At 47.0% G+C, this 19,289-nt stretch carries 17 protein-coding genes and 4 pseudogenes; 18 read left to right on the top strand and 3 right to left on the bottom strand.

From position 1 onward, the window contains the following. The first annotated feature begins 138 nt into the window (after positions 1-138). From ACWJJ5_RS03675 to galT, 5 genes and pseudogenes are all read left to right on the top strand, one after another. On the top strand, positions 139-762 hold the full coding sequence (locus ACWJJ5_RS03675) for a TetR/AcrR family transcriptional regulator (protein WP_003150919.1): 624 nt from the start codon (positions 139-141) through the stop codon (positions 760-762). A gap of 79 nt (positions 763-841) precedes the next feature. After that, positions 842-1,228, top strand: a complete 387-nt coding sequence (locus ACWJJ5_RS03670; protein WP_202331905.1) for a GtrA family protein — start codon at positions 842-844, stop codon at positions 1,226-1,228. A 46-nt stretch (positions 1,229-1,274) separates the two neighbouring features. Next, a pseudogene (locus tag ACWJJ5_RS03665) lies at positions 1,275-1,346 on the top strand (galactokinase family protein); the annotation flags it as partial. A gap of 38 nt (positions 1,347-1,384) precedes the next feature. Further along, positions 1,385-1,486 (top strand): annotated as a pseudogene (locus ACWJJ5_RS03660) (galactokinase family protein); the annotation flags it as partial. After that, a complete protein-coding gene (galT, locus tag ACWJJ5_RS03655) occupies positions 1,476-3,017 on the top strand; it encodes a UDP-glucose--hexose-1-phosphate uridylyltransferase (RefSeq protein ID WP_416405932.1) in 1,542 nt (513 codons plus the stop codon). The pseudogene ACWJJ5_RS03660 and the gene galT, both read left to right, overlap by 11 nt. A 16-nt stretch (positions 3,018-3,033) precedes the next feature. Here the strand turns inward: galT and ACWJJ5_RS03650 are convergent, their stop codons facing one another. Next, entirely contained in the window at positions 3,034-3,279 is a 246-nt protein-coding gene (locus tag ACWJJ5_RS03650; protein WP_003150926.1) for a GlsB/YeaQ/YmgE family stress response membrane protein, read from the bottom strand. Positions 3,280-3,781: 502 nt separating this feature from the next. On the opposite strand from ACWJJ5_RS03650, the gene qoxA reads away from it, so the two are divergent. The 4 genes from qoxA to qoxD are packed head-to-tail and all read left to right on the top strand — an operon-like array spanning position 3,782 to position 7,723. After that, positions 3,782-4,747 (top strand): cytochrome aa3 quinol oxidase subunit II, encoded by a 966-nt coding sequence (gene qoxA / locus ACWJJ5_RS03645; protein WP_014306059.1) that lies wholly within the window; start codon positions 3,782-3,784, stop codon positions 4,745-4,747. Positions 4,748-4,774: 27 nt separating this feature from the next. Further along, positions 4,775-6,724: a cytochrome aa3 quinol oxidase subunit I gene (qoxB, locus tag ACWJJ5_RS03640; RefSeq protein WP_012118743.1), complete on the top strand. Its 1,950-nt coding sequence runs from the start codon at positions 4,775-4,777 to the stop codon at positions 6,722-6,724. A 14-nt stretch (positions 6,725-6,738) separates the two neighbouring features. Then, positions 6,739-7,353, top strand: a complete 615-nt coding sequence (qoxC, locus tag ACWJJ5_RS03635) for a cytochrome aa3 quinol oxidase subunit III (RefSeq protein ID WP_003150930.1) — start codon at positions 6,739-6,741, stop codon at positions 7,351-7,353. A gap of 1 nt (position 7,354) precedes the next feature. Beyond that, positions 7,355-7,723, top strand: coding sequence for a cytochrome aa3 quinol oxidase subunit IV (gene qoxD, locus ACWJJ5_RS03630; RefSeq protein ID WP_007614576.1), 369 nt, complete (start codon positions 7,355-7,357; stop codon positions 7,721-7,723). A gap of 43 nt (positions 7,724-7,766) precedes the next feature. On the opposite strand, the gene ywcE is transcribed toward qoxD, so the two are convergent. Then, positions 7,767-8,027 (bottom strand): spore morphogenesis/germination protein YwcE, encoded by a 261-nt coding sequence (gene ywcE / locus ACWJJ5_RS03625; protein WP_003150937.1) that lies wholly within the window; start codon positions 8,025-8,027, stop codon positions 7,767-7,769. A gap of 254 nt (positions 8,028-8,281) precedes the next feature. Here ywcE and ACWJJ5_RS03620 point away from each other — a divergent pair. The 5 genes and pseudogenes from ACWJJ5_RS03620 to ACWJJ5_RS03600 form a co-directional block, all read left to right on the top strand. Further along, positions 8,282-8,500, top strand: a pseudogene (locus ACWJJ5_RS03620) (GNAT family N-acetyltransferase); the annotation flags it as partial. A 2-nt stretch (positions 8,501-8,502) separates the two neighbouring features. Continuing rightward, positions 8,503-8,655, top strand: a pseudogene (locus ACWJJ5_RS03615) (GNAT family N-acetyltransferase); the annotation flags it as partial. 201 nt (positions 8,656-8,856) lie between these two features. Continuing rightward, the gene (locus ACWJJ5_RS03610) at positions 8,857-10,044 is read left to right on the top strand and encodes an FtsW/RodA/SpoVE family cell cycle protein (protein ID WP_007407709.1); all 1,188 of its coding nucleotides are present in this window, start codon (positions 8,857-8,859) and stop codon (positions 10,042-10,044) included. Positions 10,045-10,147: 103 nt separating this feature from the next. After that, complete coding sequence (gene nfsA, locus ACWJJ5_RS03605) at positions 10,148-10,897, top strand: oxygen-insensitive NADPH nitroreductase (protein WP_454022198.1); 750 nt, start codon at positions 10,148-10,150, stop codon at positions 10,895-10,897. A gap of 163 nt (positions 10,898-11,060) precedes the next feature. After that, the gene (locus ACWJJ5_RS03600) at positions 11,061-12,062 is read left to right on the top strand and encodes an LLM class flavin-dependent oxidoreductase (protein ID WP_039253397.1); all 1,002 of its coding nucleotides are present in this window, start codon (positions 11,061-11,063) and stop codon (positions 12,060-12,062) included. Positions 12,063-12,103: 41 nt separating this feature from the next. Here the strand turns inward: ACWJJ5_RS03600 and ACWJJ5_RS03595 are convergent, their stop codons facing one another. Further along, complete coding sequence (locus tag ACWJJ5_RS03595; RefSeq protein WP_327967387.1) at positions 12,104-14,515, bottom strand: S8 family peptidase; 2,412 nt, start codon at positions 14,513-14,515, stop codon at positions 12,104-12,106. 525 nt (positions 14,516-15,040) lie between these two features. Here ACWJJ5_RS03595 and ACWJJ5_RS03590 point away from each other — a divergent pair. The 4 genes from ACWJJ5_RS03590 to ACWJJ5_RS03575 all read left to right on the top strand — a co-directional run bounded on the left by ACWJJ5_RS03590 (position 15,041) and on the right by ACWJJ5_RS03575 (position 19,248). Then, a complete protein-coding gene (locus ACWJJ5_RS03590) occupies positions 15,041-15,355 on the top strand; it encodes a hypothetical protein (RefSeq protein ID WP_003150952.1) in 315 nt (104 codons plus the stop codon). A 23-nt stretch (positions 15,356-15,378) separates the two neighbouring features. Continuing rightward, the gene (locus ACWJJ5_RS03585) at positions 15,379-16,209 is read left to right on the top strand and encodes a PRD domain-containing protein (RefSeq protein WP_003150954.1); all 831 of its coding nucleotides are present in this window, start codon (positions 15,379-15,381) and stop codon (positions 16,207-16,209) included. Between the two features lie 217 nt (positions 16,210-16,426). Then, positions 16,427-17,809, top strand: a complete 1,383-nt coding sequence (locus ACWJJ5_RS03580) for a sucrose-specific PTS transporter subunit IIBC (protein ID WP_046560135.1) — start codon at positions 16,427-16,429, stop codon at positions 17,807-17,809. Beyond that, positions 17,806-19,248, top strand: coding sequence for a sucrose-6-phosphate hydrolase (locus ACWJJ5_RS03575; protein WP_454022197.1), 1,443 nt, complete (start codon positions 17,806-17,808; stop codon positions 19,246-19,248). The genes ACWJJ5_RS03580 and ACWJJ5_RS03575 overlap by 4 nt, the downstream gene beginning before the upstream one ends. Positions 19,249-19,289 lie beyond the last annotated feature (41 nt).

Raw genomic sequence — 19,289 nt, 5'->3', positions numbered from 1 at the left:
GCAAATAAAAATAAACCATATGACCTATTAATATTTACCCTCAAAACGTCGAATAGCATATTCTTTTTGCATAAAAAATACCGCAAAAGAATGATTCGGTGTAAGATAAAGTGAATGATCAAACAGCTGGGGTAAAAAATGAAAAAAAACAAATTTCAAATTAAGAGAGAAGAAACATTTGAAAGTTTTATTGACGCAGGCCTTCATCTCCTGATTGAAAGAGCTTACGATTCAGTCTCAATCGATGACATCAGTAAAGCGGCGGGTTTCAGCAAAGGGGCGTTTTACGTTCATTTTGAAAGCAAGGAAGATTTTCTGAAGCATTTGTTAGAGAGGCGTCAGATTAAAAAAAGGATCATCACTGGCTATCTCGACGAACTAGAAAAGCAAACAGAGCGGCCGTTGACGCTTTGTGAAGCCGCGGCCAGCGCGGCCAGCCTGTTGATGCGGTTTGTAAACAGCAAGCCTGCCTGGAATGTTGTGTCTTTTGCCGTTCATATGCCTACTTACAAAGTCGTCAGTGAATATGAAGCTTATATCCGTCTTTATAAGTTATGGATAGAAGAAAGCACCATGTACATAAATTGGCTCAAATCGAGAAATTTAATAGAAGACCATATAGATACCGAGCATACCGCTAACATGATGTGCGCGCTCATCGACGGGATGATTAAGCAATCCAATGTGCTGGGAAGGCCGGTTACTTTCCGCAGCATGTTTGACGCGCTCTATGTTTTTGTCAGCGGCAGAAAATCAGGGTAACGTTCTTCTTGATTTGACAAAAGGTTTAGAAAAGTCTTTCAGAAAGCGAGGAACTGCCATGCGCTACAGAGAAATTATGATGTATATCATTATGGGGATATTCACGACCATCGTGAATATCGTCAGTTTTTACATTCTGACGTCGGCATTTGAGATGGATTACAAGGCGGCGACTGTCGCCGCTTGGATTCTGTCCGTTCTATTTGCTTATGTTACGAATAAACGGTATGTCTTTCAGCAAAAGACCGCGGGGATGTGGAGTCTGGTGAAAGAATTAACGGCCTTTTTCAGCGTGCGGGTGCTGTCTCTCGCCATCGATCTCGCCATGATGATTCTTCTGGTCAGTCAATTTCATATGAACGAAACATTGGCGAAAATCGCCGATAACGTCATTATCGTAGTCGTCAACTATGCGGCCAGCAAGTGGATTGTCTTCAGAAAAGCGAAAGAAGAGGGCGTGTCATAACGGTTTTTTTCTGCGCCCCGGGGGGAAAGTGTAATGGTGGAAGGGGATGCGTATGAAGCACAAAATAAAGAAAGCGTTTGCTGATGTATTCGGAGAATCGGAGGGCCTGCGCGTTTTCTTTGCGCCCGGCAGAGTGAATCTCATCGGAGAGCTAACGGGGCCCGCTATGAGGAGAAGACAGGGAGAAAAGCTGACTTTTACACGGCGGATATCGGAGCCGGAGCGAGAGAACTAAAGGGGGATGACGATGGCAATTGAGCGGCACGTGGAACGTTTAATCCGGTACGGATTGCAAAAAGAGCTGATTTCATTTCTTGATATTGAATATACAAGAAACCGTTTATATGAAACTTTGCATATTACCCATCCGGAGGCTTCAGAACAGAAAGAAAATGAATCGGCGGCATCATTGCCGGACATATTGGCCCCGATTTATGAATGGGCGGCAGAAACGGGCCGGATTGCAGCCGATACAGACACCTATCGCGACCTGCTGAGCGCGAAGATCATGGGCTGCTTTGCCCCGCAGCCGTCCGAGATTGTGCGTCGTTTTGAAGAAACAAAGGCGGTGCACGGGCCGGAGCAGGCGACAAAGGCGTTTTACCGATTTTCAGAGGATGTGTATTATATCCGTTCGGACAGAATACAGCGGAATGTCGGGTGGACGGCTGAGACGGCTTACGGAAAGCTGGACATCACGATCAATCTTTCAAAACCGGAAAAAGATCCGAAAGCAATTGCCGCTGCCAAAGAGCAGCCTCAATCCGATTATCCGAGATGTGTTCTTTGTAAAGAAAATGTCGGGTACGAGGGGAGACCGGATCACCCGGCGCGTCAAAACCTTCGTGTCATTCCGGTCATTCTCGGCGATGAGCAGTGGTTTCTGCAATTTTCTCCGTATGTGTATTACCGGGAGCATTGCATCGTTTTGAAAGACCGGCACGAACCGATGAAGATCAGCAAAAAAACGTTTGACCGGCTGCTGTCGTTCGTCAGCCAGTATCCTCATTATTTTCTCGGTTCCAATGCTGATCTGCCGATTGTCGGCGGCAGTATTTTAAGCCACGACCATTTTCAGGGGGGCCATTATGAATTCCCGATGGCGCGGGCGGAGACAGAAAGCCGGTACAGGCTGCCTGACTATCCGAAAACGGTGCTGGGAATTGTGAAGTGGCCGATGTCGGTCATCCGCCTGCAAAGCGAGAGCGCGTCTGAGCTTTCCGGCGCGGCGGATGCCATCCTGCGGGCATGGCGCGGTTATTCCGATGAGGCGGCTGATCTCCTCGCCTGTTCAGGAGAAACACCGCACAATACAATTACGCCGATTGCCCGGCGGAGAAACGGTTTATTCGAATTAGATCTCGTCCTCAGAAATAACCGCACCTCTGATGAGCATCCGCTGGGAATTTTTCATCCCCATCAGGAAGTTCATCACCTGAAAAAAGAAAATATCGGACTGATTGAGGTAATGGGGCTTGCAATTCTGCCGGGCCGCCTTGAACAAGAAATGAAATACACGGCTGAAGCGCTGTGCTCACCGGACCCGGAAGCGGTCTTAACGGCAGACCCTTCTGCGGCAAAGCATAAAGATTGGGCGCTCAGTGTGCTGCATAAGCGGAAGGTAACGAAAGAAAACGCGGAACAGATTCTGAAAGAGGAAATCGGCCATGCCTTTGCGCGGATACTGGAGCATGCCGGCGTCTTTAAACAGACAGAAGAAGGCAGAGCGGCTTTCCGGCGGTTTATCCGCCATTTGGGCGCTCTACCGGAAAAAAGCCCCATCCCATAAGGGACGAGGCTTTTTTTTATCCTCTGCTTCTGGCGATCAGGCTGAATAAGAATACCACGATCGCAGCTCCGATGATTGCCGGAATGATGGCAAAGCCGGCAAGGTGAGGACCCCATGTGCCGAGCAGTCCGTGCCCGATCCATGCGCCGATCAGACCGGCGATCATTGACCCGATGATTCCCCCGGGCATACTGCCTTTTACAAATAAACTTCCGATCCAGCCGATAATAATAGCGACAATCAGAGATACGATAAAACCCATAAATATCACTTCCTATTTTTTATTATTTATGCCTATATGTTTCCTTCGTTTTGTCCATATTAAACATATGAATGCGTTTTTTATAATGAACATATCAAGGCGCGTTCCGGTCTTTTTTTTCACAATGCGTTGCGTTAAAATGGAAACCGTGTGAAAAGGTGTGAGCAAAGGAAAAAATATTTCTTTTGTAGAATGTTTAACAAAATGAAACATTTTGTTGACCAGCGATTTTTATTATGGTAAACCTTTATTTGGTATTATTCGTTCTCGCTATCTTTTTTCTCTATATATGCTAAATGATCTAAAACTTTTTATGTTTGATTTACGCAAGTGGAAAAAGTTCATGCATTTTTTGACGATTTTGTGACATTAGGTCGAAAAAAAGATGAACTTTAGAAAAAAATAAAGCTAATAAGGGCAGATTTTGATAGCATAACAAGGTAGATAGAGAAAAGATTTTGAGAAAGTACATTTCAGATTCACTACATCAATAGGAAGGATGGTGATCTTCTTGTTCAGAGCATTTAAACCGTTACTTTTATTAGCGATGTTGGCTGTTGTTTTCGTACTGGGCGGATGCAGCGACATTTCCGTTTTAGATCCAAAAGGACCTGTAGCAGACCAGCAGAAAGATCTGATTCTCTTGTCAATCGGATTTATGCTGTTCATTGTCGGCGTCGTATTCGTACTATTTACAATCATTTTAGTGAAATACCGCGACCGCAAAGGCAAAGACAGCGGAAATTACAAGCCCGAGATGCACGGCAACACGTTCTTAGAAGTAGTCTGGACAGTGATCCCAATTTTAATTGTTATTGCACTTTCTGTGCCTACCGTACAGACGATATATTCGTTAGAAAAAGCGCCTGAAGCGACAAAGGATAAAGAGCCTCTTGTTGTTTATGCTACTTCGGTAGACTGGAAATGGGTATTCAGCTACCCAGAGCAGGATATTGAGACGGTTAACTACCTGAACATTCCTGTAGACCGTCCGGTTTTATTTAAAATTTCTTCAGCCGATTCAATGGCATCGCTATGGATTCCTCAGCTTGGGGGACAAAAATACGCGATGGCGGGAATGCTGATGGATCAATACTTACAGGCTGACAAAGTGGGAACATATGAAGGCCGCAACGCGAACTTCACCGGCGAACACTTTGCCGACCAGAAATTCAACGTAAAAGCTGTTACGCAAAAAGACTTTAACAGCTGGGTGAAAAAAGCCCAAAGCGATTCTCCAAAGCTGACGAAAGAGAAGTATGACGAACTGATGCTTCCGGAGAATGTCGGAAAATTAACGTTCTCTTCTACACACTTAAAATACGTTGACCACGGCCAAGATGCCGAATATGCGATGGAGGCGCGCAAACGCCTTGGCTACAAAGCCGTATCACCGCACTCTAAAACAGACCCGTGGGAAGATGTAAAGAAAAACGAATTTAAAGTATCCGACGATAAACAAGATTGAAATTGAACAAGAAAGGAGGAAGCCCGAATGAAATTGAGATGGGATGAATTTTTTGTAACAGGTGACCCATTAATTCTGGGCGCACAAGTTTCCATTGCGCTTTCCACTATCGCTATCATCGTTGTACTCACATACTTCAAAAAGTGGAAATGGCTCTGGTCTGAATGGCTGACGTCTGTAGACCATAAGAAACTTGGAATCATGTACATTATCTCTGCTGTTATCATGCTGTTCCGCGGCGGGGTCGACGGCTTGATGATGCGCGCCCAGTTAGCGCTTCCTAATAACAGTTTTTTAGACTCAAACCACTATAATGAGATCTTTACGACTCACGGTACGATCATGATTATCTTCATGGCGATGCCGTTTTTAATCGGTCTGATCAACGTTGTCGTACCTTTGCAGATCGGTGCGCGCGACGTAGCATTCCCTTACTTGAACAACCTGAGTTTCTGGACGTTCTTTGTAGGTGCGATGCTTTTCAATATTTCTTTCGTTATCGGAGGTTCTCCGAACGCAGGCTGGACGAGTTACATGCCGCTGGCAAGCAACGACATGAGTCCCGGGCCTGGTGAGAACTTCTACCTGCTCGGTCTTCAGATTGCCGGTATCGGTACGCTGATGACGGGTATCAACTTTATGGTGACGATCCTGAAAATGCGTACGAAAGGCATGACGCTGATGCGTATGCCGATGTTCACATGGACGACGCTGATTACAATGGTTATTATCGTATTCGCCTTCCCTGTTTTGACAGTGGCATTGGCGCTGTTATCATTTGACCGTTTGTTCGGCGCTCACTTTTTCACGCTGGAAGCCGGCGGTATGCCGATGCTTTGGGCTAACTTGTTCTGGATTTGGGGACACCCTGAAGTATATATCGTTATCTTACCGGCATTCGGTATTTTCTCTGAAATTATTTCAGCGTTTGCAAGAAAGCAGTTATTCGGTTACAAAGCGATGGTCGGCTCAATTATCGCCATTTCCGTCCTGAGTTTCCTAGTATGGACCCACCACTTCTTCACAATGGGGAACAGTGCGTCTGTTAACTCTTTCTTCTCGATTACAACGATGGCGATTTCGGTTCCGACCGGGGTTAAAATCTTTAACTGGCTCTTTACGATGTATAAAGGCCGAATCAGTTTTACAACACCGATGCTGTGGGCGCTCGCGTTCATCCCGAACTTCGTTGTCGGCGGGGTAACAGGGGTTATGCTTGCGATGGCTGCAGCGGATTATCAATACCATAATACGTACTTCCTCGTATCTCACTTCCACTATGTGCTGATCGCGGGTACGGTATTTGCATGTTTCGCAGGATTTATTTTCTGGTATCCGAAAATGTTCGGCCACAAGCTGAACGAAAGAATCGGAAAATGGTTCTTCTGGATCTTTATGATCGGATTTAATGTATGTTTCTTCCCTCAATACTTCTTGGGGCTGCAAGGTATGCCTCGCCGTATTTACACTTACGGACCGAATGACGGATGGACTGCATTAAACTTTATTTCAACTGTCGGAGCCTTCATGATGGGTGTCGGATTCTTAATCCTTTGCTACAACATCTACTACAGCTTCCGCTACTCTACTCGCGAGATCAGCGGAGATTCATGGGGCGTGGGACGTACGCTTGAGTGGGCGACTTCATCTGCGATTCCGCCGCATTACAACTTTGCGGTGCTTCCAGAAGTGAAATCTCAAGATGCGTACCTGCAATTGAAAGAAGACAAAACGGATATTCATCCGGAAAGCAAGTTCAAGAAAATCCATATGCCGCATAACTCCGGAAGACCGCTTATTATGTCAGTGGCATTCGGTATTGCTGGCTTCGGACTTGTATTTGAATGGTTCTGGATGGGCATTGTCGGCTTGATCGGCATTCTGCTTTGCATGGTGCTTCGTTCATTTGAATATGACAATGGCTACTATATACCTGTTGAAGAAATAAAAGAGACGGAAAGAAAGATTTCCGAATAAAGGAGGCGTGATTTATGGAACATGCAGAACACGGCAATTCTAACGCGCCTATGGAATATCAATCTGAAACCGGCAGACTCAATATTCTCGGGTTTTGGATCTTTTTAGGGGCAGAGATTGTGTTGTTCTCAACACTATTTGCAACCTTCTTCGTTCTTCAAAGAAGAACAGCAGGAGGAGTCTTACCGGCTGAATTATTTGAAGTGAAGCTTGTCATGATCATGACATTCCTGCTTCTGATCAGCAGTTTCACCTGCGGGATCGCTGTTCATGAAATGCGTCGCGGAAGTTTAAAAGGCGTCGTCATTTGGACGATCATTACGCTTCTTCTCGGTGCGGGCTTCGTCGGATGTGAGCTTAACGAGTTCATCCACTATGTACATGAAGGAGCATCTCTCGGTACAAGTGCTTTCTGGTCTGGATTCTTCGTCCTTCTGGGAACGCACGGAACGCACGTAACGATCGGTATCTTCTGGATTGCCGGCATCTTACTGCAATTGAAGAAACGCGGATTAACGCCGCAGACGTCTTCAAAAATCTTTATCTCAAGTTTATACTGGCACTTCTTAGACGTTGTTTGGATCTTCATCTTTACAGGCGTCTATCTCATCGGATTGGGGGGACTATAATATGGCAAACAAATCTGCTGAACACAGCCACTTTCCGTGGAAGCATATCGTAGGTTTTGCGTTGTCTATTATTCTGACCCTGCTGGCCCTTTGGGTTGCGGTATATACGGATTTAAGCTCATCAGCAAAACTGTGGATCATTTTCGGATTCGCATTTATCCAAGCCGGCCTTCAGCTTCTCATGTTCATGCACATGACAGAAAGCGAAAACGGCGGAATTCAAGTCGGAAACACGCTCTTCGGATTTTTCGGAGCGATTGTTATCATCCTTGGTTCCATCTGGATCTTTGCGGCGCACTACCATCACGGGGACCATATGGATGGAAACCCTCCGGGCGGTGCGAAGCATCATTCCGAACATCAGGAATAAAAAGAAACCCTCTTCGTTCAGGCGAAGAGGGTTTTTTGTGCCTTTATTGGCTTCTTCTCCGGCGCAGGCGCGGAAGGCCGTAAATGATAAAGGCGGCGATATGGGCAACGATGACGTTGACGGCAAACAGGATGATCATGAGTGTGTGGCCGAGAGGGGACAGGCTGCTGGTTGCGTAAAAGTAGAAGAAAACCCACATGAGAATAATTGGCGGTATGGCCGAAAGAGCGACTTTTTTGTTATCCAGCCAGATAAAGAGGGGTGTTGCGCTTGCGACCAGTAAATAAGCAAAAAACATGTCCATCTTACATGTCTCCTTTCATTTTATGGCAGCGTTTCCAAAATGAAATGCAGAGAATAAAATGTGTCTGTTTTGTGGTCGTTTTTTGAACATTTTGTTACAATTATTATACCATGTTTTCCAATTTTTGATACCGCTTTTTCGAGAAATGTATTGCAACTATTGCCTCATTTTTGGATAGGTACAAGAAACCGGAAAGGTCAAATACCCTGTTACATTTCCGTACAAGGGAATGGCACAGGCTGTGAACCTTTGCTATGTTCAAAGAAAACATGCACAGCAAGGGTGGTTTTGAAGTGGACATAACAAAAGACGATGTCACAGCGCCGGACGTCATTGCGCTTTTGCAGGAGCATCTGAAGAGCATGACCATGCATTCTCCCCCGGAAAGTATACACGCGCTCAATGCGGCCCGGCTGCGTCAGCCTGACGTTACGTTTTGGAGTGCGAGGGAAGACGGCGTCCTGCTCGGCTGCGGGGCTATGAGCGGATCAGCTTAGAAACCGGTTCTATGGAGGCTTTTCTCCCCGCCAGACGCCTGTATGAAAAAGCCGGGTTTCAATATTGTGATCCGTTTGCACATTATAAAGAGGATCCGAACAGCTTGTTTATGACGTTAAACATAAGCTGAAACCCCTTTTCTGACGAGAAGGGGTTTTTTATCGGAAAAGTTTTATCATGACCGAAACATTTCCTTTTCTGACACGTCATATGTCGTGTAGTCCCCAAACCGTAAAAAATAAAAAGGAAGCAACCTCATCATGTTTTCTTGAACGGTGTTCATGTATAATAAACATTAGTGACTTCCGATGAAAATGTAAGGCGGGATAGAATGAGTCGATATAAGAAACAGCAAAATCCCTATTATCAGGGGGATTTGATTTTTATATTTGGTGTGTTTTTAATAATTAGTGTTGCGGCGATTTATGCGGCCGGACAGTTCGGGCAGTACGGAGGCAGTGCCTGGATGAAACAGATTGTCTTCTATGTTATAGGTGCGGGATTCATCGGATTATTGCTGTACTTTGATTTAGAGCAGCTTGAGAAACTGAGTCTGTATGTATTGATTGCCGGCGTGCTGTCGCTGCTCCTTCTGCGTGTGGCGCCGGAATCCATCGCGCCGATTAAAAACGGAGCGAAGAGCTGGTTTCAAATCGGAAACTTTACCCTCCAGCCCTCTGAGTTTACGAAAATAGGAATTATGATGATGGTCGCGTCCATTATATCGAAGGCGGGCCCGAAGGATCAAAGATCACTTCGGGAAGATGTGAATCTGCTTTTGAAAATTGCGGCATGGACGGTTATTCCGATCGGGATGATCGTTTTGCAGGATGCCGGAACGGGTGCGATCTGTCTGTTTATCGTTATGGTGATGGTGTTTATGTCAGGTGTAAACTGGAAGCTGATCACCATCATCGGCGGTTCGGCCGCGCTTGTGCTTGGCCTATTCTTAGTGCTTGTAATTGAATTTCCCCATGTGGCGAATTCGATCGGTATTGCGGATTATCAAATTAACCGGATTACATCGTGGATGTCTGACTCCAGTGCGGCAACGACTCAGGCCGAGAGCGATAAAAGCTGGCAGGTGGATCAGGCCGTTATGGCGATCGGATCGGGCGGCATTACCGGAAACGGCGTTCATAATCTGAAAGTGTACGTACCTGAGGGACAGACTGACTTTATCTTTGCGATTTTGGGTGAAAGTTTTGGGTTTTTAGGCTGCGCCATTGCGGTTGTCATGTTTTTCTTTTTAATTTACAGGCTTGTGGTGCTGATTGACCGCTTGCATGCGTTTAACCGATTTGGCGCGTTTTTTTGCGTCGGATTTACTGCACTTATCGTGATTCACACCTTCCAGAACATCGGGATGAATATCGGCATTATGCCGGTTACAGGTATTCCGCTGCTGTTTGTCAGCTATGGAGGGAGCTCGGTGCTTTCTACATTAATCAGCTTCGGGATCGTATATAACGCAAGTGTGCAGCTGACGAAATATAAAAGCTACTTGTTTAATTCTTAATGTGAGACGGCTCGTTTTTTGGGCTGTCTTTTTTTGTTTAGAGCATTTCACTTTTGGCATGATACTCTTTCGGATATGATATATAGAGAAGGAGGCTTTATATATGAACAATACCATCGAAACCATACTTAATCATCGGTCGATCCGATCATTTACTGACGAGCTTCTGACAGCAGAAGAGATAGATACATTAGTGAAAAGCGCCCAGGCGGCGTCAACGTCCAGTTACGTGCAGGCTTACTCCATCATCGGCGTAACCGATAAGGAGAAAAAGCGGAAGCTGGCGGCACTGGCCGGAAACCAGCCTTACGTCGAAAATAACGGGCACTTGTTTGTGTTTTGCGCTGATTTGTACCGCCATAAAAAACTTGCTGAGGAAAAAGGCGAAAACATTACCGAGCTTCTTGAGAATACGGAAATGTTTATGGTCAGCGTTATTGATGCCGCACTTGCCGCACAAAACGTAAGTGTTGCCGCGGAATCAATGGGACTCGGCATTTGTTATATCGGAGGCATTCGAAATGAACTTGATCAGGTGACGGAAGTGCTTGGTACACCTGACCATGTGCTGCCGCTGTTCGGTTTGGTAGTCGGTCATCCCGCTCATCCGTCCGGTCAAAAGCCGCGCCTGCCGAAACAAGCCGTATATCATGAAAACACGTACGATACGAATGAAGAAAACTTCCACAGTTATATGAAGGAATATGATGAAACCATTTCCGATTATTATGATAAACGGACAAACGGCAAGCGGGTTGAAACGTGGTCTGATCAAATCCTGCAGTTCATGAAACAAAAACCGAGAACCTATTTAAATCAATATGTAAAAGATAAAGGTTTTCAAAAGAATTAAGAAAAAACCTCTCCTGACCGGGAGAGGTTTTTTTATGTTTCACGTGTAACATATTTCGACAAAATGGAACAAGGTATATAAATGTTTATCATCAGGGATGCTTATAAGCATACAGAAAGAAAAAACGGCTTAGCAGTGGTACGATGTTGATGAGGTGACAGTGATGATTTCATTAAGTATATTGGATCAATCTCCTGTATCAGAAGGGTGTTCTGCGGAAAGTGCACTGCGGAATACAGTAAGACTGGCGCAGGAGGCGGAAAAGCTCGGATATAAGAGGTTTTGGGTGTCAGAGCATCATTTTTCAGAGCGGTTGGCGGGTTCAAGCCCTGAAGTGCTGATCAGCCATATTGCGGCGAAAACGAATGACATTCGGGTAGGATCAGGCGGTGTGATGCTTCCGCATTACAGCGCATATAAAGTGGCGGAGAATTTCCGAGTGCTCGAAGGGTTGACGCCGGGCAGAATCGATCTCGGATTAGGGAGAGCGCCGGGCGGAATGCCGATCGCATCATGGGCGCTGAATGACGGCGGGAAGCGTAACGCTGATCAATATCCGCAGCAGCTTCGTGAGCTGGCGATGTATTTGCATGATGCAGCTGATGACAATCACCGTTTTCCGAATCTGACCGCATCACCCCTTATTAAGACGGCGCCGGAAGTCTGGCTTCTCGGTTCTTCGGGGGAAAGCGCGCTTCTGAGCGCAGAAATGGGAGCAGGCTATATGTTTGCCCATTTTATTAATGGAGAAGGCGGAGAAAGCACGACAGCACAATATAAGCGCAGATTTAAACCTTCTGTATTAGGAAAAGAACCAAAAACAGCCGTGGCGGTGTTTGTACTGTGCGCGGATACGGAGGAGAAAGCGGAGGAACTCGCGGCTGTCATGGATTATACGCTGCTTGCAGGTGAACAGGGGATTCCGCTTCACGGCGTACCGTCTTACGAAACCGTCCGCGGCAATACGTATACACCGTATGAACAAAGACGAATTGCCGATAATCGGAATCGGATGATCATCGGAACGAAGCAGCAAGTGAAGGAACAGATTGTGGCTCTCAGTAAAGCATACGGAACAGAAGAAGTAATGGCTGTGACCATTACTCATCATTTTGAAGATAAACTTCAGTCATACCGTCTGCTTCGAGAAGCTTTTGCCGAATAGTCAGAAAGAAACCCTGCTGATGCTCCAGCAGGGTTGTTCGGTTATTCAATGATAAAAGGTTTTTCAGTCAGCACCTGGCTTGATTTCCCTTTGTTCGCGGCATAGGCCAGCATATAATATTCTCCTGCCGGCAGTGCGGTGTCACCATTGACTTTGCCGTTCCAGTCGAAATATTGATAGCCTTTATCCTGCTTTTTGTAGATGCCGGCTTGGCCGACAAAGTCAAGATTACTGTCATATACAAGGAAGGCAAGCTCTTCGGCTCCCGCCGGAAGATAGGTTTCAATTTGGTAGGTTCCCTGCGTTGTGCCGTCCTGTACGTCGATTGACGTCACGCGCGGATAGTCCGGCTCTTTTACAATCAGCAGCGTCGGCACTTTTGCGACTGTTTTTCCGCCTTCACGCACTGTGACGGTTCCCTCATAGGTGCCCGCTTTTACTTTTTTGGCATTGACCTTTACTTTCGCATTGACCTTTCCGGTTTGATGAGCGGGGATCACGACCCGGTCTGTGCCCGAAACGGTAATGCCCGTGCCTTTGAAAGAGTACTCGAGCTGATATGATTTTCTGATGGACGATTGGTTTTCAATCGTAAAGGTTTCTTTTTTCGTTTCATTGCCTTTGTCTTTCATAAACGTTCCGTAAGAATAACTTCCCGGGGCGACAAGGGAGTCTGCTTTGATCGCCTTCATGATTCTGATGCTTCCGGCGCCTTGCGCATTATGCGGGTATACGTCACCGTCCGCGTCCGTTAAGGTTTCCGCCGTGTTCATGAGAGCGGCTTTTATTTGTTCCGGGCTCCATTTCGGTTTGGCCTGCTTGATGACGGCAGCTGCGCCGGCTACATGCGGGGAAGCCATGCTCGTTCCCTGCTTCGATCCATAGCCGTACGGGTCGGCCGGATCATGGGTCGGAATGGTGCTGACGATGTTTACGCCGGGAGCGGAGACGTCAGGTTTAATCATCCACGTGTCCATAACCGGACCGCGTGACGAAAAGTCTGCCATTTGTTCAGTGAGCGATTTAGCCACGGATAAATGGAATGTCGCTTTTGTGCCGCCCGCTTTTAATTGGCTGACGAGTTTTTCGCCGTCTTCTGATGAAAGCTTAACCGTCGGCACGGACATGCCCGGTACGTTGGCTTCAATTTCTCCCGGGGCATTGTTATACACAACCATACCGATCGCGCCCGCTTTTTTGGCGTTGTCTGCTTTATCCACAAAGGCGATGCTGCCCCGTTTGACGACCGCGACTTTTCCTTTCAGATCTTTGCCTTCAAAATCCTTTTGCTCGCCGATACCCGCCTCTATGAGCTCTGTTTCTTTTTTATTCAGTGCTTTTATGTCATCTTCTTTGTTGTAGCCCATTACTTTCGCTGAGGAATAGGAACCGAAGGAGACGGCGTACTCGTTCAGCGGCAGCTGGGTCGCACCGACGGAGATGGCTTCTCTGGACGTTCCCGGAGAGCCGACGGTCCAATTGTTCGGCCCGCTGTTTCCGTTTGATGTAACGGCCGTGACGCCTTCTGACATCGCCCAGTCAAGCGCCGTGCTTGTCGCCCAGTCCGGGTTATTCACAGAATTGCCGAGAGAAAGGTTCATGACATCCGCTCCGTCCTGTACGGCGCGTTCGATGCCGGCGATGACGTTCTCCGTTGTTCCGCTTCCGCCCGGACCGAGCACACGGTAGGCAAGGAGTGTAGCATCCGGCGCGACGCCTTTAATCGTTCCGTTTGCCGCTACCGTGCCCGCGACATGAGTTCCGTGGTCAGTCGACGCGCCTCTCGGATCACCGGACGGCGTTTCTTCAGGATCGTAATCGTTATCCACAAAATCGTATCCTTTATATTGTCCGAAATTTTTCTTTAAGTCAGGGTGTTTATATTCGACACCGGTGTCAATAATGGCCACCTTGACGCCTTTCCCCGTATAGCCGAGCTTCCACGCGTCATTTGCCCCTATATAAGGCGCGCTGTCATCCATCTGCGGAGACACGGCATCCTTAGATAGGGTGATGTCTTTATCTTTCAGCTGATCGGTATGATAGGTGACGTTCGGATAAACCGCTTTGACATCCTGATCACTCAGCAGTTTCGGAATTTCATTTGCCGGGAGTTTCATGGAGAAGCCGGAAAACACTTGCTCATATTCCCTGTTGATTTTTCCGTGTTTAATGGTTTTGAGCGCTTTCTTTTTCACTTTTGAGCGTTCGCTTTTCAGCTTGCTTTTTGTCTGTGCTTTGCCGAGTTCCTTTGCTTCCGCCAGTGACTTTTCCTTCAGCTCGACGATGACTGTCGTTTGTTTGCCGGTGGTCATATCAATGTCACCAAATACCTCAGCCTTCTCAAGATCAGGAGTTTGCGGTTTTGAAGCCGGCGCAGCCTGTGAACTTGTGGATAAGGTAAAGGATAAGACAAAAGCCGGAAGCAGATAACGGATGATTCCTTTTTTCAAACGTGTTTCCCCCTTTTTCTTTATCTGAATTAGAAATCTAGTATATATTTCTTGAAAATTCAAAATAATCCTTGTGACATATGACTCATTTATGGAAATTGGTCTGTGAATAAGGAGGGAGTTATACACAGAATCCTGTGTATAACTGAATAAAATTGTGTATATATATTGTTGGGAACGAGTGTTCCTATACAAAATATAGATCGAGTTTGTGGATATGTGGATATACCCTGTGTTTAAGCTGTGCTTAACCAAGGGATAAGGTGTGTATAACTTTTTTTATCGGCTTTTCCATTTTTCAGGTCATTTCCATCAGCTTTCAACAAAACTTCTGAAAACTAGTTTGTTTTTTCACTCATATTGTGACAAACAATTCGCCCGGCCGCGTCTATCATAGAGTCATAGGGTTGCTAGACCCGCTAGTTTTTAGCGGAGAAGGATCGGCCGCCTTTTCCGTTAAAGCGGAGAGAAAAACAGGCCTGCGAACAAGCTGTCTGTCAAAAAGAAGCGGAGGGATGATTTGCAATGAAACGTTTGCTAGTATCTTTACGGGTATGGATGGTCTTTCTGATGAACTGGATGGCGCCGGGTAACGGAAGATATCCATTAGCCGCCGTGTACGGAAACCAAGCGGCTTATCATAAGAAAGCGAAGCGGACGGCTGGGGCTTTTTCGTTTGTGAGCCGTGTCCGATCGGCGGATTTGACCGATGAAACGAAATCGGCCCGCGGCAGGCTGGATAAAAATCGATGGATGCCTGTCCGCAAAGAATTGCCGAAACGGGAGCGCGCGGGTCCGGCACCTTTACATCATATGAAAAAGAGGGTACAATCCCACTAAACATATGAACGGGAGCGAACCTCTTGAGAATAGACAAAGTATTAAATAACAATGCGGCGTTAATAAAAGAAGACGGACGGGAAAAGATCGTAATGGGTCCCGGAATCGCTTTTCAAAAGAGAAAAAATGATGTGATTCAAAAACATAAAATTGAAAAAATATTTGTCGTGCACGACGAAAATGAAAAGTTCAAACAAGTGTTAGAAACGCTTCCCGAAGAGCATATAGAGGCGGCTGAAGATATCATCAGCCATGCGGAGGGAGAGCTTGCGGCACCTTTGAACGATCACATCCACATTGCGCTGGCGGACCATTTATCCTTTGCGATCGAAAGGATTCAAAACGGCCTTCAGGTGCATAACCGATTGCTTCATGAAATTAAGGCGCTTTATAAAAAAGAATATGAAATCGGCCGCTGGGCGGTTGAACACGTGAAACAAACCCTCGGTATATCATTGCCTGATGATGAGGCGGGGTATATCGCGCTTCATATCCACACTGCAAAGGCGGATGCCAAAAGCATGTATTCGGCGATGAAGCATACAACCATGATCAAAGAAATGATCGAAAAGATCGAATCCTTTTTCGAACAGAAGGTGGATGAAGACAGTATTTCCTATCAGCGCCTCGTCACGCACTTGCGGTATGCGGTCAGCCGGTTGGACTCAAATGAAGCACTCCATTCCATGGACGAGGAGATGCTTTATTTCATCCAAAAAAAGTATCCGTTTGCTTATCGGTGTGCGCTTGAACTGGCGGCGTTCTTAAAAAATGAATATGATTTGGAACTGCCGGAATCCGAGGCCGGCTATATTACGCTGCATGTCCAGCGTCTGCAAAAAAACCCGGAATAACGCGTCTGTTTCGAGAAACAGACTTTTTTTTTGAAAACATATTGACGAAAGCGCTATCATGAAATAAAATGAAAGCGCATTAAAAAACTGAATCGGCGGGATTGTGACTGGTAATGCAGGCAAGACCTAAAATTTGCGTACATGAAAAAGGGATCATGCTGACCTTTTTCGTTGGCGAATTTTAGGTCTTTTTTGATTTTAGAAAGGGGGATACATCATGAATTATCAAGAAACGGCAAAACAGCTTATCAAACATATCGGAGGGAAATCAAACATCATCAGCGCGACACATTGCGCCACACGGCTCAGGCTCGTCATTCAAGATGAACAGAAGATCAGCCAGGCCGATATTGAAGAGACAGAAGGAGTAAAAGGGGCTTTCAGCAGCTCGGGGCAATATCAGATTATATTCGGTACCGGCCTTGTGAATAAAGTGTATGACGCTTTTTCAAAAGAAGCCGATTTGGGGCGGGAGGATCGTGAGACACATCAGGACGCGGCGAAAAAAAAGCTGAATCCGGCCGCAAGATTTGCGAAAACACTGTCTAACATATTCGTTCCCATCATTCCGGCTATCGTGGCAAGCGGACTTTTAATGGGGCTGCTCGGCATGATGAAGGCTTTCCACTGGGTGTCTGAACAATCATCGCTGTTTAAGCTTTTAGACATGTTTTCAAGCGCGGCGTTTATCTTCCTGCCCGTATTCATCGGGTTCAGTGCGGCGAAGGAATTTGGCGGCAATGCCTATCTCGGTGCCGTGCTCGGGGGGATTATGATCCATCCGGCGCTATTGAATCCGTGGGGGCTTGCGGATGCATCGCCTGATTTTATGCAGCTCTTCGGCTTCGACATTGCGCTGCTCGGCTACCAAGGGACGGTCATCCCCGTACTGTTAGCCGTTTACATTATGAGCAAAGTGGAAAAGGGCACGAGAAAAATTGTGCCTCACGCATTCGACTTATTGGTCACCCCGTTTGTCACGGTGATTGTCACAGGATTTATCACCTTTATCGCAATAGGTCCTCTTGGCAGGGCAATCGGATCAGGCATTACCGTCTCGCTGACATATGTGTATGATCATGCGGGCATTGTTGCCGGACTTCTTTTCGGCGGTCTTTATCCGCTTATTGTGCTTACCGGTGTGCATCACAGCTTTCATGCGATTGAGGCCGGCCTCATCGCTGATTTGGGCAGAAACTATATCCTTCCTATCTGGTCGATGGCGAATGTCGCTCAGGGCGCGGCGGGACTGGCTGTATTTTTCCTGACGAAAAAAGCGAAAATGAAAGAAATCGCCCTGCCTGCCGCATTTTCCGCTTTTCTCGGCGTAACCGAACCAGTCATTTTCGGTGTGAACCTAAGGTACCGTAAGCCGTTTATCGCGGGAATGATCGGCGGAGCGCTGGGAGGGGCCTATGTCGTGGTGACCGGTGTCGCAGCCAATGCTTACGGTCTGACCGGAATTCCGATGATTGCCATCACGGCTCCGCTCGGTTTAGGAAATCTTATAAACTATCTGATCGGAATGGGCATCGCCTCTGTTTCGGCGTTTATTGCCGCTTACATTATGGGAGCTAAAGAAAAGGAGGCCGTCAAATGAGGACACCGGATCAAGAGCTGCGCCTGCAGGCTGAGGAAGTGAAAAAGAAGCGGCAAGAAACAGCCGCGTCAGATCCATACCGCCAGAACTATCATGTTATGCCGCCGGTCGGGCTTTTAAATGATCCGAACGGCGTCATCCAATGGAACGGCGTCTATCACTTGTTTTTTCAATGGCAGCCATTTCATACGGGGCACGGCGCGAAATTTTGGGCGCATGTGACGACGAAGGATTTCGTTGAGTGGAAAGAGGAAGAAATCGCGCTTGCGCCGGGTGAGTGGTATGACAAAAACGGCTGTTATTCCGGAAGCGCCATCGAAAAAGACGGGCGGCTCTGCCTGATGTACACAGGCAATGTCCGTGACGGAGAAGGAAATCGGGAAACGTATCAATGCCTCGCCGTATCCGAAGACGGGATCGTATTTGATAAAAAAGGAGTCGTCACGCGTCTCCCGGAAGGCTATACCGCTCATTTCCGTGATCCGAAGGTGTGGGAGAAGGACGGGGCGTATTACATGGTGCTCGGCGCGCAGACAGAAAAGCTCACCGGAAGCGCTGTGTTGTTCACGTCAGAGAACTTGACGGATTGGACGTTTCTCGGTTCGATTGCGGGGGCGGACTCGGGCGGTCTCGGGTCATTCGGCTATATGTGGGAATGTCCCGACCTGTTTTCCCTTGACGGAACCGACGTGCTGCTCGTATGTCCGCAGGGGCTTGAAGCCGACGGGATAAAATATCATAACAGCCACCAGGCGGGCTATTTCCTCGGCAGGCTGCATACAGAGCCGCCAGAATTTAAGCACGGTGAATTTACGGAGCTTGACAGAGGATTTGATTTTTATGCGGCGCAGACGCTGGAAGATGATAAGGGACGGAGGATTCTGTTCGCGTGGATGGGCGTTCCGGATCAGCATGAGGACAAACATCCGACACATGCGTATCACTGGATTCACTGCTTAACGATGCCGAGACAGCTGTCACTGTCCAACGGCAGAATCATACAGCGCCCGCTCCCGGAAATGAAATCCCGCCGCAGGGATGAACAAAAGCGCCGTCTTCAATTGAATTGCTCGTCTGTAAGCCTCCCGGTGAAAGATGCGTCCCGGGCTGAAGTGCTGCTGGAAGACATCACTTGCGAATCCTCCGGTTTTGAAATCTCAATTCGGGGCGCGGCCCGGTTTATATTTCATCAGGAAGAGGGGCTGGCTGTGCTGGAGCGCACTGCTTTCAGCGGAGAAGAAAAAGAAAAGAGAAGCTGCGCCATCAGCGAGGTGCATTCCGTGCAGCTCTTTCTGGATGCATCCTCCATTGAATTGTTTTTGAATGATGGAGAAGAGGTATTCAGCGCCAGATATTTTCCTTTCCCGGGAAATGATGACGTAACCGTCACTTCGGTTGGGAAAACGGAAATAAATGCCTCAATTTGGACACTTTTGTAGAAAATCGTTCTTTTTTCTTATGTGAAACCTATGCCATCTGT

It is taken from the genome of Bacillus sp. JK74 (assembly GCF_053663395.1).
Note: the sequence above shows the minus strand (reverse complement) of the source record. Positions and strands in the feature narration are given on the sequence as shown.